Origin of the sequence: Acinetobacter sp. ANC 5045, from assembly GCF_004331005.1 — a bacterium.
Classification (GTDB): Bacteria; Pseudomonadota; Gammaproteobacteria; order Pseudomonadales; family Moraxellaceae; genus Acinetobacter; species Acinetobacter towneri.
This window is the reverse complement of sequence record NZ_SJNS01000009.1, coordinates 35,590-58,174: the sequence shown is the minus strand read 5'-3', so window position 1 is coordinate 58,174 and position 22,585 is coordinate 35,590. Positions and strand designations below refer to the sequence as shown.

Annotated in this window: 21 protein-coding genes; 12 read left to right on the top strand and 9 right to left on the bottom strand. The window is 37.5% G+C overall.

From position 1 onward, the window contains the following. Window positions 1-37 precede the first annotated feature (37 nt). Window positions 38-406, top strand: coding sequence for a hypothetical protein (locus E0H79_RS08665; RefSeq protein WP_131261391.1), 369 nt, complete (start codon window positions 38-40; stop codon window positions 404-406). Then, window positions 403-984, top strand: coding sequence for an N-acetylmuramidase family protein (locus E0H79_RS08660; RefSeq protein WP_131261390.1), 582 nt, complete (start codon window positions 403-405; stop codon window positions 982-984). The genes E0H79_RS08665 and E0H79_RS08660 overlap by 4 nt, the downstream gene beginning before the upstream one ends. A gap of 55 nt (window positions 985-1,039) precedes the next feature. On the opposite strand, the gene E0H79_RS08655 is transcribed toward E0H79_RS08660, so the two are convergent. Further along, window positions 1,040-1,294: a metal-sensing transcriptional repressor gene (locus E0H79_RS08655; RefSeq protein WP_131261389.1), complete on the bottom strand. Its 255-nt coding sequence runs from the start codon at window positions 1,292-1,294 to the stop codon at window positions 1,040-1,042. Between the two features lie 348 nt (window positions 1,295-1,642). On the opposite strand from E0H79_RS08655, the gene E0H79_RS08650 reads away from it, so the two are divergent. The 5 genes from E0H79_RS08650 (at window position 1,643) to E0H79_RS08630 (ending at window position 5,981) form a co-directional block, all read left to right on the top strand. Then, complete coding sequence (locus tag E0H79_RS08650; protein ID WP_131261388.1) at window positions 1,643-2,263, top strand: hypothetical protein; 621 nt, start codon at window positions 1,643-1,645, stop codon at window positions 2,261-2,263. A gap of 20 nt (window positions 2,264-2,283) precedes the next feature. Further along, the gene (locus E0H79_RS08645) at window positions 2,284-3,357 is read left to right on the top strand and encodes an XRE family transcriptional regulator (protein ID WP_131261387.1); all 1,074 of its coding nucleotides are present in this window, start codon (window positions 2,284-2,286) and stop codon (window positions 3,355-3,357) included. Between the two features lie 107 nt (window positions 3,358-3,464). Next, the gene (locus tag E0H79_RS08640; RefSeq protein ID WP_131261386.1) at window positions 3,465-3,590 is read left to right on the top strand and encodes a YHYH domain-containing protein; all 126 of its coding nucleotides are present in this window, start codon (window positions 3,465-3,467) and stop codon (window positions 3,588-3,590) included. A gap of 88 nt (window positions 3,591-3,678) precedes the next feature. After that, complete coding sequence (locus tag E0H79_RS08635; protein WP_131261385.1) at window positions 3,679-4,125, top strand: DUF4236 domain-containing protein; 447 nt, start codon at window positions 3,679-3,681, stop codon at window positions 4,123-4,125. Next, window positions 4,083-5,981, top strand: a complete 1,899-nt coding sequence (locus E0H79_RS08630; RefSeq protein WP_131261384.1) for a P-loop NTPase fold protein — start codon at window positions 4,083-4,085, stop codon at window positions 5,979-5,981. Before E0H79_RS08635 ends, E0H79_RS08630 begins: the two co-directional genes overlap by 43 nt. 65 nt (window positions 5,982-6,046) lie before the next feature. On the opposite strand, the gene E0H79_RS08625 is transcribed toward E0H79_RS08630, so the two are convergent. Next, entirely contained in the window at window positions 6,047-6,550 is a 504-nt protein-coding gene (locus E0H79_RS08625) for a hypothetical protein (RefSeq protein WP_228258781.1), read from the bottom strand. Window positions 6,551-6,693: 143 nt separating this feature from the next. Here E0H79_RS08625 and E0H79_RS08620 point away from each other — a divergent pair, with 143 nt between their 5' ends. After that, entirely contained in the window at window positions 6,694-7,548 is an 855-nt protein-coding gene (locus tag E0H79_RS08620; RefSeq protein ID WP_131261383.1) for an ORF6N domain-containing protein, read from the top strand. 226 nt (window positions 7,549-7,774) lie between these two features. Then, a complete protein-coding gene (locus E0H79_RS08615) occupies window positions 7,775-8,365 on the top strand; it encodes a uracil-DNA glycosylase family protein (protein ID WP_131261382.1) in 591 nt (196 codons plus the stop codon). Window positions 8,366-8,442: 77 nt separating this feature from the next. Here the strand turns inward: E0H79_RS08615 and E0H79_RS08610 are convergent, their stop codons facing one another. Next, window positions 8,443-9,966 carry a phospholipase D family protein gene (locus tag E0H79_RS08610; protein WP_131261443.1) on the bottom strand — a complete coding sequence of 508 codons (1,524 nt, stop codon included), beginning with the start codon at window positions 9,964-9,966 and terminating at the stop codon, window positions 8,443-8,445. A 237-nt stretch (window positions 9,967-10,203) separates the two neighbouring features. Here E0H79_RS08610 and E0H79_RS08605 point away from each other — a divergent pair, with 237 nt between their 5' ends. Together E0H79_RS08605 and E0H79_RS08600 are read left to right on the top strand one after the other, a co-directional pair. Continuing rightward, entirely contained in the window at window positions 10,204-11,319 is a 1,116-nt protein-coding gene (locus E0H79_RS08605; RefSeq protein ID WP_004973720.1) for an S-(hydroxymethyl)glutathione dehydrogenase/class III alcohol dehydrogenase, read from the top strand. Window positions 11,320-11,836: 517 nt separating this feature from the next. After that, the gene (locus E0H79_RS08600; RefSeq protein WP_104851962.1) at window positions 11,837-12,895 is read left to right on the top strand and encodes a 3-deoxy-7-phosphoheptulonate synthase; all 1,059 of its coding nucleotides are present in this window, start codon (window positions 11,837-11,839) and stop codon (window positions 12,893-12,895) included. Window positions 12,896-13,018: 123 nt separating this feature from the next. Here the strand turns inward: E0H79_RS08600 and E0H79_RS08595 are convergent, their stop codons facing one another. From E0H79_RS08595 to E0H79_RS08580, 4 genes are all read right to left on the bottom strand, one after another. Next, window positions 13,019-14,209 carry an MFS transporter gene (locus tag E0H79_RS08595; RefSeq protein ID WP_131261381.1) on the bottom strand — a complete coding sequence of 397 codons (1,191 nt, stop codon included), beginning with the start codon at window positions 14,207-14,209 and terminating at the stop codon, window positions 13,019-13,021. A gap of 295 nt (window positions 14,210-14,504) precedes the next feature. Next, window positions 14,505-14,879, bottom strand: a complete 375-nt coding sequence (gene gcvH, locus E0H79_RS08590) for a glycine cleavage system protein GcvH (RefSeq protein WP_104851960.1) — start codon at window positions 14,877-14,879, stop codon at window positions 14,505-14,507. Between the two features lie 71 nt (window positions 14,880-14,950). Further along, the gene (locus E0H79_RS08585) at window positions 14,951-15,979 is read right to left on the bottom strand and encodes a helix-turn-helix domain-containing protein (protein ID WP_096902549.1); all 1,029 of its coding nucleotides are present in this window, start codon (window positions 15,977-15,979) and stop codon (window positions 14,951-14,953) included. Window positions 15,980-16,206: 227 nt separating this feature from the next. Further along, entirely contained in the window at window positions 16,207-18,066 is a 1,860-nt protein-coding gene (locus E0H79_RS08580; protein ID WP_131261380.1) for an ABC transporter ATP-binding protein, read from the bottom strand. A gap of 420 nt (window positions 18,067-18,486) precedes the next feature. Here E0H79_RS08580 and E0H79_RS08575 point away from each other — a divergent pair, with 420 nt between their 5' ends. Further along, the gene (locus E0H79_RS08575; RefSeq protein WP_096902547.1) at window positions 18,487-18,945 is read left to right on the top strand and encodes a DUF2147 domain-containing protein; all 459 of its coding nucleotides are present in this window, start codon (window positions 18,487-18,489) and stop codon (window positions 18,943-18,945) included. Between the two features lie 190 nt (window positions 18,946-19,135). Here the strand turns inward: E0H79_RS08575 and E0H79_RS08570 are convergent, their stop codons facing one another. Both E0H79_RS08570 and E0H79_RS08560 read right to left on the bottom strand, forming a co-directional pair. Continuing rightward, window positions 19,136-20,470 carry an ISNCY family transposase gene (locus tag E0H79_RS08570; RefSeq protein WP_131261379.1) on the bottom strand — a complete coding sequence of 445 codons (1,335 nt, stop codon included), beginning with the start codon at window positions 20,468-20,470 and terminating at the stop codon, window positions 19,136-19,138. 147 nt (window positions 20,471-20,617) lie between these two features. Next, window positions 20,618-21,943 carry an ISNCY family transposase gene (locus E0H79_RS08560; protein WP_131261378.1) on the bottom strand — a complete coding sequence of 442 codons (1,326 nt, stop codon included), beginning with the start codon at window positions 21,941-21,943 and terminating at the stop codon, window positions 20,618-20,620. Window positions 21,944-22,585 lie beyond the last annotated feature (642 nt).

Below are 22,585 nucleotides of genomic sequence, written 5' to 3'. Positions count from 1 at the left end.
TCCGAAAGGGCGTTTTTTTATGTCTGGAGAAAAGACAATGCAAGAAAACACGTTACCGTGGGTCATTAAATTAGTTCCAGCAGTTGTGGGGGCAATCCTTGCTTTAGTGCTTAGCGGGGATATTGATAAAGACGGGAAAATTCAAGTCACGCTAGGCGTGATCGGTAAATTCTTATTCAGTGTGTCAGTTAGTTTATATGGTGGTACGGCATTCATTGAATACTATGAATTAAGCCAGTATTCGCACATGACACAAGGCTTTGTGATGCTGATTTTTGCTGTATTCGGATTGTTGGCCATCGGTATTGTTTATCAGTCGATTGCGCTCATGCATGGCAAGTCGCTGGCAGAAGTCATTGCGGAAGTGAAAGCTGCTTTCGTTGCAATTATCGGGGGTGGCAAATGAGCAAGAAACTAACTGAGGCACAAATTCAGGTGCAGGCATCGAAACTTGGTATTGAAGTCGCAGCATTAAAAGCTGTGATTGAAGTTGAGTGCAAAGGCTCAGGCTTTAATGTAGATGGCACACCAGTGATTCTTTTTGAGCGACATGTATTTCGGCAAAGACTGATTGCTAACGGTAAAGCAGCAACAGCAGACAAAGCTATGCGTGAGCGTCCTGATCTGTGCAATAAAACCATGGGCAACTATGGCTTATACTCGGCACAGCACGGGCGTTTGAATGCAGCTGCTCAATATCATCGTGATTCGGCTTTAGAGTCAGCATCATGGGGCATTGGTCAGGTGATGGGCTATCACTGGAAAGCTTTGGGCTATCCGACTCTGCAAAACTTCATCAATGCCATGTACCGTGATGAAGCATCACAGCTTGATGCGATGTGCCGCTACATTGTGACAAACAAGTTGGTTAATGCACTCAAAAATAAGGATTGGCGAGCATTTGCGCGTGGCTACAATGGCCCTGCGTACGCAAAGAATTCTTATGATGTGAAGCTTGGTAATGCGTATAAGAAAGCCCGCTAATGCGGGCTGTTCTTTATAAACTTACTCTTATTATTAGTTTGACCAAATGAGTTTTTTATAAGTACCTTTTACAAAGAGTTAAAAACTCTTCCAACTTTTCAGGGTCAGATTCTTCCGTATTTGCGAATACACGCTCTTTAAGATAAACCTCAATCAAGTGACGCATAAGCCCATTTAGTGCGCCGTCAACTGCTGCAACCTGCTGTAGAATTTCAGTACAAGTAGCATCACTATCCGCTAGGCGACTTTGAATCGCATTAATTTGCCCCTCAATTCTTCTCACTCTGGTTAAAGTGCTTTTAGATCTCATTTCAATTTATAAACTTAAGTTTCAACAAACCAACCTTTAAGATATATAAAAATACCTAAAAGAAATATTGAAATTTGTTCAATTTATGTTGAGTGATTTTAAATATATATAAAATACAATGTGTTATTTTTGTTTTTGCAGATTAAAACAACCCATTTAAATTTACTAAACGGTTAATTTTTAGTTTTTTTACAAAAAAGTGGAGTTCTTTTTACTGCGTAAAATGGATAGGGGATTGTTTGGTTGACAAATTTCGATTTTAGTCCGAAAAGTTGGTTGACAAACTTCGATTTTAGTCCTATTTTGATTTTAACCCACATCTCAGAATTAATTTTTGGACTAATTTGTATGAAAGAAACAAAGTTACATCCCCCATCGGCTTTTGAACCGCTGTTAACAGACGAAGTACTTGAATACTTCGCAACACCAATGCTTGATATTTATTTTGATGTTCACGAAATTTTAAATAGTGAAAATGACAATAACTATACTCGCGGCACAGCAATATTTGGTCGTACGTATGAACAATTTAAAAAATTAATCGCATCTCAGGACTGTCCTGTAGAAGTTCTCTTAAAAGATGAAACGTTTAGATTCGTTTTTCAAATTGGTTATGCGCAAATTGGTTTCTGTAAAGGCGACTTTACTGATCCTAAGTCATTAAAATTAAGAAAATATACACCTACAAATTATGACCTATTTCAGGTTGATAATAACCAGCCTGTCATTTGGAAGTTCATTCTAAATGAGCCGAAGTCAGAGGAAGAAGAAGCATTTGTTGAATTTGTTGGCTTTAATTTAGCCACAGTGCCTGTTGCTTATTGGCGATCTAATGACAATCTAGATGGTAATAAGTTACATTTAGTGGATCCAATTACTCCAGAGCCTATCCATTTAGATGCGCCATCAGTTGGAGATCTTGATGAAGATGATCTTCAAGATGAAGATTTGGATACCAAATTTAAATAGTAGTAGCAAGCAATGTCATTATGAACACGCCTTTTAATGGATTAGAACTAAAACTTCTGAGACAGTTTAATCAACTGTCTTTAGAGGAGTTAGGTCAGCACCTTGAGTGCACACGGCAGTATGTTCACAAAGTTGAGACAGGGCAGACCATGCCAAGTTCTCAATTTATTCAACAAGCTGCCGCATACTTTAATGTTCCCGTAGGGCTATTTACTCATTTAAAACCTGTCTTACAGGAAGAGCAAATCCACTTTAGAAGCCTAAGATCTACAAAAGTAGCAACAAAACAAGTTGTTATTGCTCGTGGAGAATATATTAAGCGATTGACTGAATATCTGGATTCTAAACTTAGATTGCCTAAATATGATATTCAGGCTTCTGATCGGTCTATTTCTATTGAAGCGATAGCAGAACAGTGTCGTGCTGATTGGGGGCTTGGTTTAGGTCCAATTAGCAATATGATTCGTCTTTGTGAAACTCATGGAATCGTAGTAACGACATTTTCTTCTGTATCAAAAGAAGTAGATGCCTTATCTTTAGCAACAAAGCGACCTATTTTTGTACGTAATGAAGCAAAAGAAAGTGAATGTCGCCAGCGCTTTGACCTTGCTCATGAGCTTGGACATTTAGTTCTTCATGATGGTACGGTGACAGGCGATCGTCTTACTGAATCAGAGGCAAATCAATTTGCTTCGGCACTGTTAATTCCACAAACAATGATGCGAACTCATTTCCCTACATGGTTTAAAGGTGGTCGTTATAACTGGGCTAAATTAAGTGAGTTTAAACAGACGTGGAAGGTAAGTAAGGCCGCAATTCTTTACAGAGCCAAGTCTTTGGGTTTATTGACTCAGGAACAATACACCAGTGGTGTAATTGCACTGAGAAAAAATAGTGAATCCATTACTGAAAAAGAAGACTATTTGATTCCTAAGGAAAATCCTGAGCTTCTTCAAACTTGCTTTGCAATGCTCGCAAAAAAGAAAATTTTTGCTGAGGATATTGCTCAAGCTTTGGATGTGAATGTCAGCTTCCTTGAAAATCTTGTTGGAATGGATGTTCCTAAAAAGCCAAGAACTCTTACCATTGTTTAAAAGAAGCGCCTAATGGCGCTTTTTTTAAATATTTCAAAAATATAATTTTACTTTTTATTGTAAAATGAGTAGTTTAAATACTCGATGAATAATAATGAGGGTACAACATGAAAAAAGTAATAATTTTGGCACTGATCGCTTCGTTTGCAACTACAGTCTATTCCCATGGTGGTCGTACAGACAGTACAGGCTGTCATAACGACAACAAGACAGGTACAAGACACTGCCATTAATACAAAAGCCACTTTAGGGTGGCTTTTTCAAATCATTTCATTAAAGCTTAGAAAACAGAAATTCCAGCATTAATTTAACAGGTGATTTATGGGCTTTAACTTTAGAAAGAGTTTAAAAATTGCACCTGGTGTAAGAGTAAATTTAACGAAAAAGGGTGTATCTAGTGTTTCTATTGGACCTCGTGGTGCCAAAGTAAACATAGGTAAAAAGGGGACTCGTACTACTGTTGGTGCACCAGGCACTGGATTGTCTTATAGCAGTTTTAGTCCTAGGAAAACCAATACATCCAATAGGCAAAATAGTACAGACAATTCCGCTAATAGAATGAATATGTCTGCTGTACCTAATATCCCGCCGTTACCGCTTATGCCACAGAAAACACGCAAAGTTTCTGTACTGTTAGCAATTGGTATTTTTCTGTTCCCATATATTTTTGCATGGTTTACTTTGCGTGAAGGTCACTCAAAAACAGCAAGATACGTGAGTTTTGGATGGCTTTTATTTCTAGTATTTATGGGAATGCAAAAAAATTAATGTTAGAAGTCTTGCAAAGTCTAAGCTTTTGTTATTACCCAAGTTTTAAAAGGTTGTTTATGTCTTACATTTCAGAACCCAATAAACATATTGAAGAATATCTAGATTATTATTGTGAAAACGAGTTAAGCAACTATGCAGTTTTGATTAATGGTAAATGGGGTGTGGGAAAAACATGGTTTATTAATAGATTAGAAGAAAAATTAAAAAGTAGGGGTAAAAATGTAATCTATATAAGTCTAAATGGTGTTGCTAATAAAGAAACTATTGATGATGAAATATTTAGATTTTTGCATCCATTTTGGGCAAATAAACAAGTAAAATTACTTGGAAAAATTGCTACGGGTCTAGTTAAAGCAACATTGAAATTTGATATAGATGGTGATGGTAAAGCTGATGGAAGCATGAATGTTGCACTCCCGTCAGTTAATATTGATGATCTCCTTAAAAAAGGAGAAAATTTAATATTAATTTTTGATGATGTTGAAAGATGCAAAATACCAATATCTGAATTGTTAGGTTATATAAATTATTTTGTAGAACATGCAAACTCCAAAGTGATTTTAATTGGAAATGAAGAAGAAATAATTGCTAAAAATACAGATTATTTTACTGAAAAAGAAAAAATCATTGGTACAACTTTCTTTTTTGATGGGGATAATGAAAGTGCACTTGACTCTATAATTGATGAACTTACAGATTATAATTTCAAAAAAAGTATATTAGAACACAAAGAAAAAATACTAGAAATTCACAAATTATCTAAATACAATAATATTAGAATATTAAAACAATCAATTCACGACTTCAAAAGATTATATGATAGAAAATTATTTAAAGATGATCCTGATTTACTTGAAAAAATATTAAAGTATTATTTAATATTTTCAATAGAAAATAAAAAAAATTCACTTAACGGTGATTTATTCTGTTCAAAAAAACAAGAGGGGTTTGATTTTTATTCAAAATATAATTTAAATGAATTTTCGGTTTATATTTTAGATAAATTAACTTGGATTGACATTGTAATAAACAATATCATTGATGATAAGAAAATTAGTGAAAATCTTGAAATCAATTATTTTTCCTATAAATCTGAAAAGCCTGAGTGGTATAAATTGTGGTATTACTATGACTTAACTAATTCAGAATTTCTATCCTTACTAAAATCATCTATTAAAAAACTTAGGCATTTAGAATATGAAAATTTTGGAGAAATTTTTCATGTTGTTTGTGCCACTATTTATTTCAACCAAAAACTTGTAACTCCATATAATTCAGAAGAAATTAAAATAATGGGCTTTAAGAATATTGAATTTATTTGCAAAAAAATGAATAGATTGGAGTTGGATAACTATATAAAATTTGAAGATAGAACTCATTGGGGTGGGTATTCTTACTTGGGGTATAGTCAAGACTCAGTTAAATCATTTATAGAAGAATCTATTGAAAAAATTAAAGAATTTAAAAATTCTAGAATTAAAGAAGAAGCAGATGAACTATTTAAATTGTTAAATGAGAATAGTAACCTTTTTATACGTAAAATTTGTTTAACTACTAGCAGCGACAATATTTATTATAATGTTCCAGTTTTATGTGAAATTCCTCCAGAAAAATTTTCAAATACTCTTGTAGAACTAAAATTTGATGATGTTAAAAAAGTTCTATCTGCATTAGATAGACGTTATGGTGTTAAACCAATTGCAGAAGATATTCTTGTAGAAAAAGAATGGCTCAATAAAGTTTTGGAACATTTAACATATATCGCCAATCAAAAAACTGGTATTGAGAAATATAGTATTCAAATTGTCCTGATCGATAGAATAAGTGGAATACAAAAAAATATACCAAATTAAAGCCCCTTGAGGGGCTTTTTTAATCCCTAAAACGCTAGGGGATCAGGCTATAAGTCAGTAGTGACTTACTTCTCACTATTTTTTTTATGAAGATTATCCATAAACTCATCAGTGATGTGATCTTCTACGATAAGCCAATTTAGACTACCAACACCATCATTGACGATGTCCAAATGACTATCACCTTGGTAAACCAAAACATTTTTATTAAAAAAGGCCAATCGTTTAAATAGGAACGTGTCATATAATCTCTTGAGCGAAAGCTCAATATCAGACTTTAACGAAGTTAAATCTTGTGTGTAATCTAAATCAAATGCCTTTAAAAATTTTCCATACACCAAACGCTTTCTGCCATCTTTTAACTTGATGATCTTAATATCTATATCAGCAGGATCAATGTGACTCTCTGCAACTTTTAATCCGTTGTCCATCAACTCAATCATAGCCGTATTTATAGAAATATCCTTTTCCTCGGCATAAGCCACGATATCATCATATTGATCTAATGGAATTCGTATCTGAGTTCGTTTCCACTCATCCTGATTCTGGGTACGTGTTTTATCTGACATTTGAAAACTCATTAACTCAATCATTGACACTAGATTAGTAACATAATAAAGTAATGTCAATGTTACTAATCTAGTGACAATGAAAAGCCCCTACAACTTGGCGGAAGAGGGGCTTCTATCTAATCCCTAGCAGGAGAATAGACATGACAAGTCTAGCACAAATTAACAATACTCAAGTATCCATCATCAATTTTAAATCTATTCCAGTTGTCACAACTGCGATGTTAGCTGACTTCTATGGAACAGATGTAAACAACATCCAACAGAACCATTCACGCAATAACGAGCGGTTTATAGATGGTAAGCACTTTTTTAAGCTTGAGGGTGCTGAACTAAAAGCATTCAAGCAACTGACTGACTCAAAGACAGTCAGTCGAAATACAAGAAACCTGATCCTTTGGACAGAACGTGGTGCAGCCCGACATGCCAAAATGCTTGATACCGACCAAGCATGGGACGTATTTGAGCAACTGGAAGATTGCTATTTCCATCGTCAGGAAATTTTAGCCAAAACCCACAAATCAGAGCGTGAGCCACTAACCAATGCTGTGAATATGCTCGTGGCTAAAACCAAGCACTTGAATTACTCAGAAGCATACAAACTTGTGCATCAACGCTTCAATGTAGAGCATATAGAAGACATCCCATACGAAGCTATACCAGTGGCAGTAGAATACGTGCATCACTTAATAGCGTTATTCTCCCAAGCAGAGAAAAGCCAAACTGCTGTTTCAGATCGGTCACGTTCAATGGCACTGCATGCGCTATGGCTCGATCACTGGTGGACAGAGTTCGGAGACGTGATCCGTAAGATCAGCCCAGTCATGGGGCATGGTATCCACGATCATTTTAAATTTGCTGCAGAAGATGCACGGCAAATTGTAGGTAGGGAAGTCTATATGCCAATTTATGAGTTGGCGCAAAGACATGACTGGCATAAGGGCGGGATAGGCTACAAAGCACTGTCAGAATGCCGCAGTTTAAACCCCGTCATTTAGTGATATTTAGCCACCTTCGGGTGGCTTTTTTATGCCCATTTTTCCCAAAATTCCACTGTCATTTAAGTCAATAAATTTTTAGCCTGAAAAAATCATATTGTGAAAATATTGTGAAAATTTTGTGAATTTGATTTTTTGGCTAAATAATTAAACTCAGATCATTACACTTTTCAGCTAAAATATATGCGATGATAAACTTAATTTATATTAAATTATTAATTCGTAAATGACTGATTCTAAAATAGAAACCCACCCACTAGAACCCTTTTTACCCACCAATGCTAAGCTGTTAATGTTGGGTAGTTTTCCTCCGCCAAAAAGCCGCTGGAAAATGGATTTTTACTATCCGAATTATCAAAATGATATGTGGCGAATTTTGGGCTTATGCTTTTTTCAAGATAAAAACTACTTTTTAGATTTAGAAGCTAAAAATTTTCATCTTCATAAAATTATTGATTTTTTAAACACCACTGGCATTGCTATTTCAGATACGGCGCAGCAGGTGATTCGCTTAAAAGGCAATGCATCAGACAAATTTTTACAGATTGAAAAACCAATGGATATTGCAGCACTTTTAAGCAAGATACCTTTATGTCAAAGCATTATGACCACAGGCGATAAAGCGACTGATACACTCATGTTATCTATGCCTGAATCTGCCGAAAAACCTCAAATTGGGCAGGCGACACATTGCTATTTTGCCAAGCGTGAGCTGCATTTATATCGGATGCCTTCATCTTCACGAGCCTATCCTTTAGCTTTAGAGAAAAAGGCAGAAGCGTATTTTAACTTATTTAAAGAAATAGGCTTACTATAAGTAACTTTAAATAATTGTAGACAGTGATGGCAGAGAAAGAAAAATACGCTTCCATAATTAATGTCTATCTATTGTCATTACATCATCCATTCAATAGGGAATAATGAAACTGTTTTCATCATAAAACGCTGAAACTGTGTGGTTTCAGGATCATGATGATACGTTTGAATACTGCCATCTGCCTGATGATCTAACCAAATAATTTGACCGTTTTCGTCTAATTGCAGTTCATACGCAATTTGTGGCAAATAGCGGTCTAAAGATTGAGAAACATCGTTTTGCAATTGTTCAGACTCTAACACCAAGCCAACTTCGGTATTTAATTTTGCAGAACGAGGATCAAGGTTAAAAGAACCTACAAAGACCATGCCATCTATATCAAAGAATTTGGCATGTAAACTCGAGGCGTTTTTGCCTTTGGCAGGAATTACGTTACCCGTTGCAACTTCATACCAAGTACGCTTTTTTCGTTCAATATAAGGCTTAAATTCATATAAACGAATACCTGATTTAAGTAAATCTACGCGATACTGCTGATAAAATGCATGTACCAAAGGCACATCATTGGCTAAAAATGAATTGGTCAATACACGTATCTGTATTCCTTTTTCAGCCAGTTGAGTGAGTGTTTTAAGACCATCTTCTGTTGGGACAAAATAGGCAGAAACCAGTTCTAAATGTTGTTTGGGCTCACCCATTAACTTTAACATTTGTTTGTAAATCAGTTGCTCGCCTTGAGCTGTACCCCGAATTTTATTCGGAGAATCTGCCACAAAATGCGCACATACCCACTGTACAGGATGTTGTTCTAATTTGATGCTGACTTCTTCTTGCGCGTTAGCCACACGTTCACGAATTTTATCTTTATATTTGGCATTTAATTCATAGCGATTACGCAATTCTCTCAATTGCAACGCGTTGCCTGTGCCTAATAATTGCTTTACTGAATAGCTTAGTTCGTCATTCCAAAACTCTAAAAACACGGCATTGGCTTGGGGGACAGCACTGCCATAGAATAGAATATCCATATCAGTAAATTGAAAATTTTCACTGGCATCAAAATATTCACGGCTAATATTACGCCCACCTGTCACGGCAATCGCCCCATCGGCAATAATTAGTTTATTGTGCATACGGCGATTGATTTGTTTAAAACGAAACAAATAATCCATCACACGAAAATGCCGATATTTGTACGGATTGAAAATTTTTATTTCAAAATTAGGATGCTGAGCAAGCCGTTTTAAGGTTGGATCAAGTTGCGTACCATTTTGATCATCAATTAATAAACGAACTTTTACACCACGATCTGCTGCTTTGAGCAGTTCAGCCAACATCAACTGACCAATTAAATCATCTTCCCAAATGTAATATTGTAAATCTAAATGGTGCTGTGCTTTTTGAATCAAATATAAACGCGAGGCGATGCTACTAAAGGCATCATTTAGAGAAAGATACGCTGTTAAATTTTGGGATAAATGTGCATCAATTTCCTGACCATTCAGCCAATGATCTACATAATGCTCAACAGGGCTATCTTTGCTCGCTTGATTCATCGGTAAACTGCATCCTGTCAGTAAAATAGCGAAAAAAGCCAACATTCCAAGCCAGTAACAAGGTCTTTGGATCTTCATGATTATTCTTAAGTCATTCTGTATTTATACATGGAGATTATCCTCATGTTAATGCTTGAAACTCTGAATAGAAAGAGGGTATTGTGAGAGTCTGTTGATATTTTATAAATAGCTTGCGAGATATCTCTCTCACATCGCAAACATAGACGAATTGTCAGCAGCCCCTTATCATCTGTTAATGTATTTTTTAGGGATAATTTGCTCATGAAATCACGTGCAGCCGTCGCATTCGGCCCAGGTCAGCCGCTTGAAATTGTTGAAATTGATGTTGCACCGCCGCAGGCTGGAGAAGTCTTGGTCAAAATTACCCACACAGGGGTATGCCATACCGATGCATTTACCTTATCGGGTGAAGATCCTGAAGGTGTTTTCCCTGCAGTTCTTGGGCATGAAGGTGCAGGTATTGTGGTTGAAGTTGGTGAGGGTGTGACCAGTGTTCAACCAGGCGATCATGTGATTCCGCTTTACACAGCAGAATGTGGCGAATGTTTATTCTGTAAATCTGGTAAAACCAACCTATGCGTTTCCGTACGTGCGACACAAGGTAAAGGTTTAATGCCTGATGGCACGACACGTTTTTCTTATAATGGACAACCGATTTATCACTACATGGGCTGTTCAACCTTTAGTGAATATACGGTAGTTGCTGAAGTATCTTTAGCAAAAATTAATCCTGAAGCCAATCATGAGCAAGTTTGCTTATTAGGTTGCGGTGTTACAACTGGTTTAGGTGCAGTTAAAAATACTGCAAAAGTCCAAGAAGGCGATACCGTTGCGGTATTTGGCTTAGGTGGTATTGGTTTAGCAGTTGTGCAAGGTGCGCATAAAGCCAAAGCCAGCCGTATTATCGCCATTGATACCAACCCAGAGAAATTCAAATTGGCAGAACAATTTGGTGCAACCGAATTCTTAAATCCAAAAGATTATGACCGCCCAATTCAGGAAGTCATTGTTGAAAAAACAGGTTGGGGCGTAGATCATTCTTTTGAATGTATTGGAAATACCAATGTGATGCGTTCCGCTTTGGAATGTGCGCATCGTGGTTGGGGACAATCCATTATTATTGGTGTTGCAGGTGCAGGTCAGGAAATTTCAACTCGTCCATTCCAATTGGTGACAGGTCGTACTTGGAAAGGAACTGCGTTTGGTGGTGTAAAAGGTCGTTCGCAATTGCCAGGCATGGTTGAAGAAGCCATGAAGGGTGATATTCAACTCGAACCATTTGTAACGCACACCATGGGGCTAGACCAAATTAATGAAGCCTTTGATTTAATGCATGAGGGTAAATCTATTCGTAGTGTGATTCATTTTGATCAATGATGAGTAACGCGCTTAAATAAAGACCCAACAAAAACCAAGCTTCGGCTTGGTTTTTTTAACCCCTGGATTCGCTAAAACAGCAGCTTAATTTTAATAAATACATCCAATAAAAATTATTTTACAAAAAGGATTGCCAAACGGAACAATACAGCGTATTTTAATTTTAACAGCTCATTTTTTGATGAAAACAAGATGTTAAAGCAACCTTTAATCGCAAACGCTTACTATTACTTTTGGCAGTTTCAATGATTGCCTGAGTCGCGTTCGGGCAAAAGGTTGCCCACCAGTTGATACCTGATCGGCAACCCTGATCAGGTTTTTTTATGTCTGGTGTTTTGAATTTTATAGGTTTTTCGGAGATTTAATCATGTACAACGTTAATTATTCATACTTTAGCAACTTTTATTGGTTTTACTTTAGTCAATCTATGACTCAAACCTTGCAATCCATTAGACCCATAACGCTGAAATAAATGATCGGACTGTAAAAAAGAGAAACAGTCCAAAGGAACAGACCAATGAATGCTTTAAATACTGCTTTACAACAACAGACCAACAATACTGAAATTAGTTTAAGTTTACCGCATCAACTCAAAGCGCAACTCCCACTTTCATCTGCGCTAAAACAACAAATCGCACAACATCGACAAATTATTCAGAACATTTTAGCGGGCACAGACCCTCGCTTATTGGTCATTACAGGACCTTGTTCAATTCATGATCCGCAAGCAGCACTCGAATATGCAGAAAAATTAAAACAATTACAAAGCCAAGTTTCAGATCAAATTTTCTTGGTGATGCGCGCCTATATCGAAAAGCCACGTACTACGGTAGGCTGGAAAGGCTTTTTGTATGACCCAGACTTAGATGGCTCTGCAAACATGCAATTAGGCTTAGAAAAATCACGTGAACTGTATCTACAAATTATAGAAATGGGTTTACCAATTGCTTCTGAAATTTTAAGCCCAATGGCAACGGGATATTTTGATGATGTACTGGCTTGGGGTGCAATTGGCGCACGTACCAGTGAATCACAAATTCACCGTGAAATTTCTAGCGCCATGCCGTATAGCATTGGTTTCAAAAACGGAACTGATGGCTCAATTCAAATTGCATTAGATGCAATTCAATCGGCAAGTCATCCACATCAATTCATGGGAATGAGCCAGTCGGGTTTACCTGCTATTTTGTCATCACAAGGTAATCCACACGCGCATTTAATTTTACGTGGCGCAAATTCAGGGCCAAATTATCAATTGGCAGAAATTGAGAAAATTCAGCACAAAGCCAAAGGGCAGTTGCCTGCATTGATTATTGACTGTAGTCACGGTAACAGCCATAAAGACCCACAACAACAACCGCAAGTCTTGCGTACCATTGTGGCAGAACGTGAACAGACGCAAGTCCGTGGCATCATGTTAGAAAGTCATTTGGTGGATGGAAATCAAAAGATTTCTTGCGAGATGACTTATGGTCAATCTGTTACCGATGGCTGCTTGGGTTGGGATAAGACTGAACAACTGCTTATTGAGGTCGCTGAAAGCTTAAATCGTCAGGTTTTGGCTAAAACTGCATAAAAAATAAAACTCCAGAAACCCAAAAAACCTGAAATTTCAGGTTTTTTGGGTGGGAGAGTATTTAAAAATCAACTCTTCTTAGATTAGTTTTTAAAATAACAATTCTTTTGCTGCTATTAAAAACTAAGCCTGAATATCTGCATTAGGTTGTTTAGCCACAACAAATTTATAGAAAATTAAACTGATTAAGGTCACAACAGCACAGAGCAAATACGCTGCGGTATAGTCATAACCCGCAATAATCCAACCTAGAATTAACGCGCCTAAGGCGATACCAATATCGTAACAACAAAAATACGTAGATGTGGCATGACCAATACGATCTTTAGGGGAGCGTTGAATTGAAATGGTTTGCAGGCAAGGTTGGGCAGACCCGAACCCTACACCAATTAATGCAGCAGCCAACATAAAACCGAATACACTGTGTACCTGACTCAAGACAATTAATCCTAAAGCAAATAATATAATTGCAGGATAAATCACATAACTCGCCCCTTTACGATCATAAATTTTGCCTGTAATTGGGCGCAAAATCATCATCGAAACTGCAAATATCACGAAGAATAAACTCGCATAAGACAGCATATTGCGTGATTCTGCAAAGGTGGAAATAAATGACATAATACTGGCATACGCGAAAGAAACCATCATCGCCATGAGTGATACAGGAATTGCTTTTTTCTCTACAAAATCTTGAAGCCCTAATTTACGTTTAGGTGTTGTTTCAGTTTTTACTTTTTGGGTCGCAATTGGAATCATTAAACAGAAGGCGAAACCTACCCAAACACTGACGGATAGTAAGGTAGAAATACTGGCATAAGAAACACTTTGAATCAGACTTAAACCAATTAAAGGTCCCAATACAATCCCTAAATTTACTGACACCAAAAAATAGCCCATACCTTCACCTTTGCGACTGTCTGGAATAAAGTTATTGGCAATAGGGACGGTAACTGTGGTGACAATGCTGAACCAAATCCCATGTAAAAAACGCAGTACGAGTAGAAACAGTAAACTATCTACAAAAATGTATGCCACGCTACACAGACAAAACATGATTTCAGAAACATATAAGGTTTTCTTTACACCAAATTTTTCAATAATCAAACCGCTAAATGGGCGAATCGCGATTGCAGATAACATAAACAAAGTCATGGCTAAACCTGCCTGTGACAAGCTACCACCCAACTCATTCACAATATAAATAGGCAAAATTGTCGTTTGCGCAAAATAAAATATGAATAAGAACAAGTTATTGAATAAGCAGAGAATAAACGACTTATTCCATAAATGTTCGACATTTATAGCTGACATAACTTAAACCTATATATGGTGAGTGGAGTAGCGTGCAATGTGTACTTTGTTATACAGATGCTTTGTTATTGGAAGTCATCACACCGCGAGATCATGCAAAAAATAATAAACCCATTTATGTGAAAAGTACAGCTATTCAATAAAATTAAACTTAAAATTAGATTTTAATGCAATTATTTTAATTATTTTATCAAATAAAGATAATTAGGTTTATTTTCTAAAGTTGCAATACAAAAAAAATCAGCCGAAGCTGATTTCTTTGAATTTGAGCGATTAAACGCTGCAAATTTAAGGCTTATAAGCCAGATTCATAGTCTGCACTTGATAAAAGCTGTTCTACATCTGCCATATTGTCTGGTTTGATTTTATAAATCCAGCCTTTGCCATACGGTTCATCATTCACAAAATCAGGGTCATCTTCTAAATTGCTATTCACTTCAACTACTTCGCCTGAAACAGGGGCGTGAATATCTGAAGCTGTTTTAACAGACTCAACCACACCTGCTTGTTCACCCGCAATTACTTTTTGACCAACTTCAGGTGCTTCTACATAGACCAAATCGCCTAAAGCATCTTGTGCATGGTCTGAAATACCTGTGACGATCAAATCACCTTCAATACGCACCCATTCATGTGTTCTTGCATATTTTAATTCAGCAGGGTGATTCATTTGATAACTCCTTAAATTGTATCGAATCTTTTTGCCATGTTTTATACATGCTTTTTGCCAAAAACAAAAGTTTATAAATACGGATCTTTACGCCAATTGCTCGGACTGCGTCCACTCCAGCGTTTAAAAGCACGACTAAAATTAGCCACATCGCTATAACCCAATTCATCGGCAATTTGTTCTAGCGTGTAGTCTGTACGGGAAAGCAGGGAAGTTGCATGCCGATAACGTACTTCATCGACCAAGTTTGAAAATGAAGTACCTTCTGCAGCCAGTTGACGTTTGAGTGTGCGGTCGGACATGTGTAGATAGTCGGCAACATTTTCAATGCTTAAATAATGCTGTTCTGCGTGGGTTAAAATATCACGTACTCGCATAGAAATGCGGCGACGTTCACCTAAAGCAGAAAGTTCGGCTTCACATTGATTAATCGCAATTTGACTGGCAATAGGATCGGCATTAATCATTTTTAAGCCTAGATATTGCTTGTCAAAACTTAAACCTAAATACGGCTGATCAAAACGGAATTGATGATAAGGAAATTTCGCAAAATATTGATCAAAACCCGCAGGTTTTGGGAAGTCAAAATCGACTTCGCCCGTAAAGTGTTCTGTACCTGTCATGGCTTTACTCATGGTGATCATGCCAATAATTAAAGCGATAGCGATTTCTGTGCGTAAAGGTTCCATGTGAATATCACACTGCAATTGCAGACTGGCTTTTTCACCAAAAGTTGAGAAAAACAATTGTAAAAAGGGCATACGCAGTTGAATAAAACGATTGGCTAAAATCAACGCATCACTAATTTCATGCGCAGTCATAATCGCATAGCCAATAAAGCCATGAATGGAAATGCGCATTTGCGTACCAAGATGATAACCGAGCGTCGATTCGCCTGTAAGTTTTAAAGCATGTTTAACCAACTCATTGGCAATAGGTGTAGGAATACGACATTCTGGGTCTGCCAACATTTCGCTATTGAGTTGAAATGGTGCAAATAAGGTATCTGCGTTATAACCCCAACGGGATACAACATCCAAAACCAATAAGCCATAAACCCCTGGAACACCTTGTTCCTGACGTGCTGATATTGTTTTCATGCATGTTCCATTGCATTTGCTAATTTTATTTTAATTTGCCTTAGCGACTGTCATCTATGCATATCTTAGTTTGCCAAACGGCGACATAAGAACGTAGATGACATATTGCATCTTGGCATGAAAATTAAAGAAATTCTATGGAAATTGTTAGACAAAACAGGCTTTGACTATATGCGATAAATCTGCATTTCATCAAAGCCTGAGTTACAGCAAAGTTGCTGGAGATGCTAATTTTTATCAGTCGATGGTTTTACGATTTTATCTTGTTCAATTAAAAAACCACCTGTTTGACGCTGCCAAAGTTGTGCATAAATTCCGTTCATAGCCACCAGTTCATCATGCGTACCTTGTTCTGCAATACGTCCTTGATCGAGCACAATTAAACGATCCATTTGTGCAATGGTAGATAGTCTGTGTGCAATCGCGATTACAGTTTTACCTTGCATGAGTTCATCGAGGCTCGATTGAATTGCCGCTTCAACCTCAGAGTCGAGCGCACTGGTGGCTTCATCTAAAATTAAAATAGGTGCATCTTTTAAGAAAACACGGGCAATGGCAATACGTTGACGTTGTCCGCCTGAAAGTTTAACACCTCGTTCTCCCACGTAGGCTTCATAGCCTTTTTTGCCACGTAAATCGGTCAATTGTGGAATAAATTCCTCGGCTTTAGCTTTGCGTACTGCTTCAAACATTTCTGCATCAGTGGCGTCAGGTCGCCCATATTTAATATTTTCAGCCACAGTACGATGTAATAATGAAGTATCTTGAGTCACAAGTGCAATATTTTTACGCAAACTGTCTTGGGTCACATCCTCAATATTTTGCCCATCAATCATAATTGAGCCGTGTTTGAGTTCATAAAAATGCAAGAGCATTTGAATTAAGGTCGATTTACCTGCACCTGAGCGTCCCACAATACCAATTTTTTCGCCTGCACCAATATGCAGATTAAACTGGTCAATCACGTTTTTACTGTTATAAGCAAAACTTACATCTTTAAACTGAATTTCGCCTTGAGTAACTTGTAATGGCTTCGCATCGGCTTTATCTTGTATCGCAATTGGACGTCCAAGAGTTTTCATACCGTCTTGAATGGTGCCGACATTTTCAAACAGGGCAGAGGTCTGCCACATCATAAACTCGGCAATACTGTTGAGTTTAAGAATCATGGCTGTGGTGGCTGCAATAATCCCCAATTCTGCACGACCATTTAACCACAGCCAAATTGCAGTACCTAAAACGCCTACATACAACACCACGCTCAGTAAATTGATGCTGATTTCATATTGAGCGCCCAAACGCATTTGTTTATAAACCGTCACCATAAATTCTTGCATAGATGCTTTGGCGTATTGGCTTTCACGACCTGCATGCGCAAACAATTTTACGGTTTGGATATTGGTATAAGCATCGGTCACACGTCCTGTCATCACTGCACGTGCATCGGCTTGTTCATTAGATACTTTGCTCAAACGCGGAATAAAATAAGCTGCTGCAAGAATAAATAAAGCCAACCATAGCAATAACGGCAAAATGAGCATTGGAGAAATTGCGCCCAATACCAGACTAATCGTAATAAAGTAAATGAATACATAGGCAAGCATATCGCCCAAAATGACCCAAAACTCACGTACTGCTAAGGCGGTTTGCATGACTTTGGCAGAGAGTCTTCCTGCAAAATCATTATGGAAAAAATCCAGACTTTGTTGCAACATTAAATTGTGGAAACGCCAACGCAAACGCATTGGAAAACCACTGTATAACATTTGATGCTTCACAATTGACTGCGCACTGGCAAAAAAGATATTGGCCAATAAAATACAAAACAGCAAAGTAAGGTTCTGCTGATGTTGCGCAAGGAAAGTACCTGGCTGACTTTGACTAAGCCATGTGACTAAATCGCCAATTTTTGCATATAGCAAAGCTTCAAAGCTGGCAGCGCCTGCAGTACATAAAACCAATAACAATAAATATGGACGTACACCTGAAGCTGCTTGCCAAACAAAGGCAAAAAACGTGGTTGGCAAGGGTTCGGTCAAACCTTTATTTGGATAAGGATCTATAAGTTTCTCGAACCACTTGAGCATACGATATTACCTTGATGACTAAACTTAAATTTAACGACATACAAAATTAAAAGAATTAAAAACAAGTGCTTGGGATAAAACCAAGGGTATTCACCTGAATTTTCATAACGAATAACACTCCAACTTGTAGAGCTAGTTTACGCCATAACACAGCAAATGTTGAAAGAAGAAATATAGATGGTTAATTTGCATACAAAACCATGTCGAAGATTCACTTTTATGCATAAAGCTGCAACGCATCAAAATTCATCTACCCATAAAAAGCGTATTGGTTCACATTTTTAATGATATTTCATCGAACCAATAGCATATAAATATTTAATTTTTATGAAAAATTTATTTAAACTCAACATTGATTGCTATAATCACGCCCATTTTTAGCACAACCGTGCTGTAAATTGGTTTTAAGTTGATATTTTTATGATGCGTAACTTTTTAGGTGCAATTGCACTATATTTTGGATTTATTTTTCCTGTTCAAGCCATGCCATTTGATCCATTGATTGGTACATGGAAAGTCATTGATGATCATACAGGGCATTATGTTGCGGAAATTGTGATTCGTAAGAACTCTAAAACTTCGGAATATAGTGCTGTAATTACTCGAAATTTATTGTCGGTAGGCACAACTCAATTAGAGGTATGTAGCAAATGCCAAGGCAACTTAAAGAATCAGCCCATAAAAGGCATGCAGGCATTAGAAGGCTTGGTAGCAAATTCAAATCCAAAACAATTTTCGCAAGGACAATGGATTAATCCGAAAGATGGTTATGTCTATAAAATTGATGCTCAATTAAATGCGGCGAATAATCAAATGAAAGTATATGGCAAAGCCAAGAGCGCGAATGCGATTAGCACGATGACTTGGAAAAAACTTTAACAGATTGTACGGCGTATTTTTGAAGCTACTTGATTGAAAGATTGAGTAGCTTTTTATCTTTTTGTGAATGATAAGGTAAATTGAGATACCGAATACTTAAAATAACTTAATACATATCAATTACTTAATATTTATTTGTTATTCACCAATTAAAATGTCTATGCGATAAACCATTTAAAATGTCCTGTTTTTAACTGCAAGAGTCAAGAACAGGATTTAAATTTCTTTGTTCAATAACAACTTTCTGAGCTTTACGACTCGGCATACTTTTCTTGGCACGGGAACTTTTATTTTGTTTTTCCAACTCTTCATGTTGTTGCTGGATATGGGCCAGAACCGCACCTAATCTTTTATTCTCAACTACTTCATTCTGCTGCAGTCTAGCCAGTTTATTGAAAATACTGTAGTTGATCTTCCGTCCTTCGTGCATGATGGCCACAGTACCATCTGGATACTCTAAAAATGTTATGTATTGCCCAACAAGTTTGTGGTTCAGTGGTGTTGGCTCAAGCATATAAATACACTTGTCATACGTGATAGTCAGATTCTTCGTGACCTTACGCGGTTCCTGCCAGGTAAAAATATCCTCTAGCTCAGCATCAGATTCCGTTAAAGGTCGATGCAAGTTCTTCGAGTTTCTCGCACATTTGGCAAACTTCTGATTGAACTGCTCAATGAAGCAGGGCAGCCAAGCATTGGCCTCGGTAATTGAGCAGATGCCTTCCAAACGCATTTCCTTGATCAGGCGATCCTGCAGAGTTCTGTTGGCGCGTTCCACACGTCCTTTGGCCTGTGGTGAGTTGGCAAAGATAATATCGATGTTTAATTCGTTGAGAATCCTGCCAAATTGCGTGATCTGGCTGTCTTGCTTGGATTTCTGATTGACTCGAAATACTGAGTGTTTATCGCTATAAAAGGCCAAAGGCTTGCCGTATTGCTCAATGTAGGCTCGGGTTGAAAGCATATAATCAAAGGTCGTTTCGGCCTCACAAAAGCGCAGATGCAACAGCTTTCCAGTGGCATCATCAATATAAACCAACAAGCAGCATTTAGCGTCACGTCCTTCAAACCAATCGTGATATGAGCCATCAATCTGGATTAGCTCACCAAAGCAATCGCGGTTATATCGAGGTTGATATGGACGTTTCTGGCGCTTGGATCGCGGAATCCAGAGACCATTTGCAGTCATCCAGCGCCGAAGCGTTTCTACAGGGATATTCAGGTCAAACATGCTGTTGAGTTTCTCATGCGCCAAGGTGGGACCAAAGCCCAGCAGATGTTCAGAAATAATGGAAAGGCACTTTGATTTTAACAAGTCATCATGACGACGATGACCCAGTTGACCACGACTGGCATGTGCCAGACCTGAAACACCGTCTTGATTGAGCTTGTGCAATAATCGAGTAATTTGGCGTGTTGAAAGATTCAGAATTTCTGCAGCACGGACTTGTGTAATACGTTGATCTCGAACATCTTGCAGGACTGCAAGACGTTGTATTTCCTTGTCAGACATAGTGATCAGCATCTCAAGTTTATATCCAGTCCATGATGTTGATGCGCATCATAGACCAGACATTTTTATTGGTGAGAATACAGACACTTTAAATGGTTTCTAACAATACCTGTTATTCCTAAGTAGAAATGTCCTACCTAATAACCAAATAGAAATGTCCTATATGGACAATTCCAAGTCAAGCACAGGATTTAGATTTCGTTCTTTGATTGCTATTTTCTGTGCACGTCTGCTTGGCATCTTTTGAGAACGATTGCGTTTGTTTTGTTGTTCCAGTTCTTCATGCTGTTGTTGGATATGATTCAGAACAGCACCCAACCGTTTATTCTCAACAATCTCTCGCTGATTCAGCTGACTTAATTTATCGAAGAGGCTGTAATTGATCTTTCGGCCATCATGCATGAGGGCTACAGTACCATCCGGGTATTCCAGGAACTCAAGATACTTACCGATCAACCTTTGATTTTCTTCGGTGTTTTCCAGGAGATATACGCATTTATCATAAGTAATCGTCAGGCTATTCGTGACTCTGCGGGGTTCACGCCAAGTAAAAATATCATCTAATTCTTCGGCTGTTTCAGTGATAGGCCGATGTAGATCCTTAGGATTAAAAGCCATCTTGGCGAACTTCTGATTGAACTGCTCAATGAAGCAGGGTAGCCAGGCATTAGCTTGCTCAATCGAGCTGATACCTTCCAGACGCATCTCCTTGATCAGACGGTCCTGAAGGGTTCTGTTGGCACGTTCCACACGGCCTTTGGCCTGTGGTGAATTGGCGAAGATGATATCGATATTCAGGGTACTGAGTACGCGTCCAAACTGGGTAATCTTGGTGTCTTTCTTGCTGCTTTGATTCACCCTGAAGACTGAATGTTTGTCGCTGTAAAATGCCAACGGCTTACCATGCTGCTCAACATACAAGCGTGTTGAAATCATATAATCAAAGGCTGATTCTGATTCACAGAAGCGTAAATACTGCAATTTTCCTGTAGCATCATCGATAAACACCAGCAGACAGCATTTAGCAGCGCGTCCTTCAAACCAGTCATGATATGAGCCATCAATTTGGATCAGTTCACCAAAGCAATCCCGGTTGTAACGAGGCTGATACGGGCGTTTCAGGCGCTTGGATCGAGGAATCCATAAGTCAGCTGCAATCATCCAGGAACGCAGGGTTTCTACTGAAAGATCGAATCCATGTACGGTGGTGAGCTTTTCATGCGCTAAAGTGGGTCCGAAACCATGGAGTTGGTCAGAAACAATATTGAGGCACTTGAGTCTGAGTTCTTCAGGAAGTTTGGAATTGCTGATTTGGCCACGACCGGCATGGGCTAATGCAGCGGGACCTTGAGCTTTGTATTTCTGCAGTAAGCGTCTGATCTGACGTTCTGAAATATGAAGTAGCTGAGCAGCCTGGGATTGAGTTATGCGTTGATCGCAGATTTCCTGCAAGACCGACAATCGTTTAAGTTCTTTATCCGACATAGACACCAACATATCAAACCGTCCGCTAACGAAATTGCAAAAGTGCATATTCTAAAAGCGGACATTTTTACTTTGGAGAAACCGGACATTTCTATTTTGGAGTTACAATACCATTGCGCATAATGTATATTATGTTAAATCCGATACACCTAATCATAAATTCATATCCTTCTTACCGTCACGCGACAGATAAGTTGTCATTTGCGACAGATGTTATGTCATTCAAATGTATATTACACGTAACATACATAAATTTATTGGTCTGACTCTTAGACTCAACTTTTCTCCTATATTCCATAACGTCTCACCTAAGAAGGCTCCTAGCAATTCTTTTAGCTCTAATAAAATACTACTTGGCTACTGTTTTATTAAAAAAACTCCTGAATATTTCATATTTATAAAAAATATTTTAGGAAAATGTAATAAAATATTTCAATGTCTTAAAATACTTTTGTCCCTTTTCCTAGGCTTTTTAAAATATATTCATGAAGCGTTAAAAGTATCGTTGGGGTTTAATAAAAATATATTTAAATCCCTCTATCTTTATTAAGTATATAAAAATATTAGAAAATTAATTCTGCTTAAAACCTTAGTTATAAGTTAATAATAACTATTTAAAAAAAATTAAACTTAGCTCTTAAA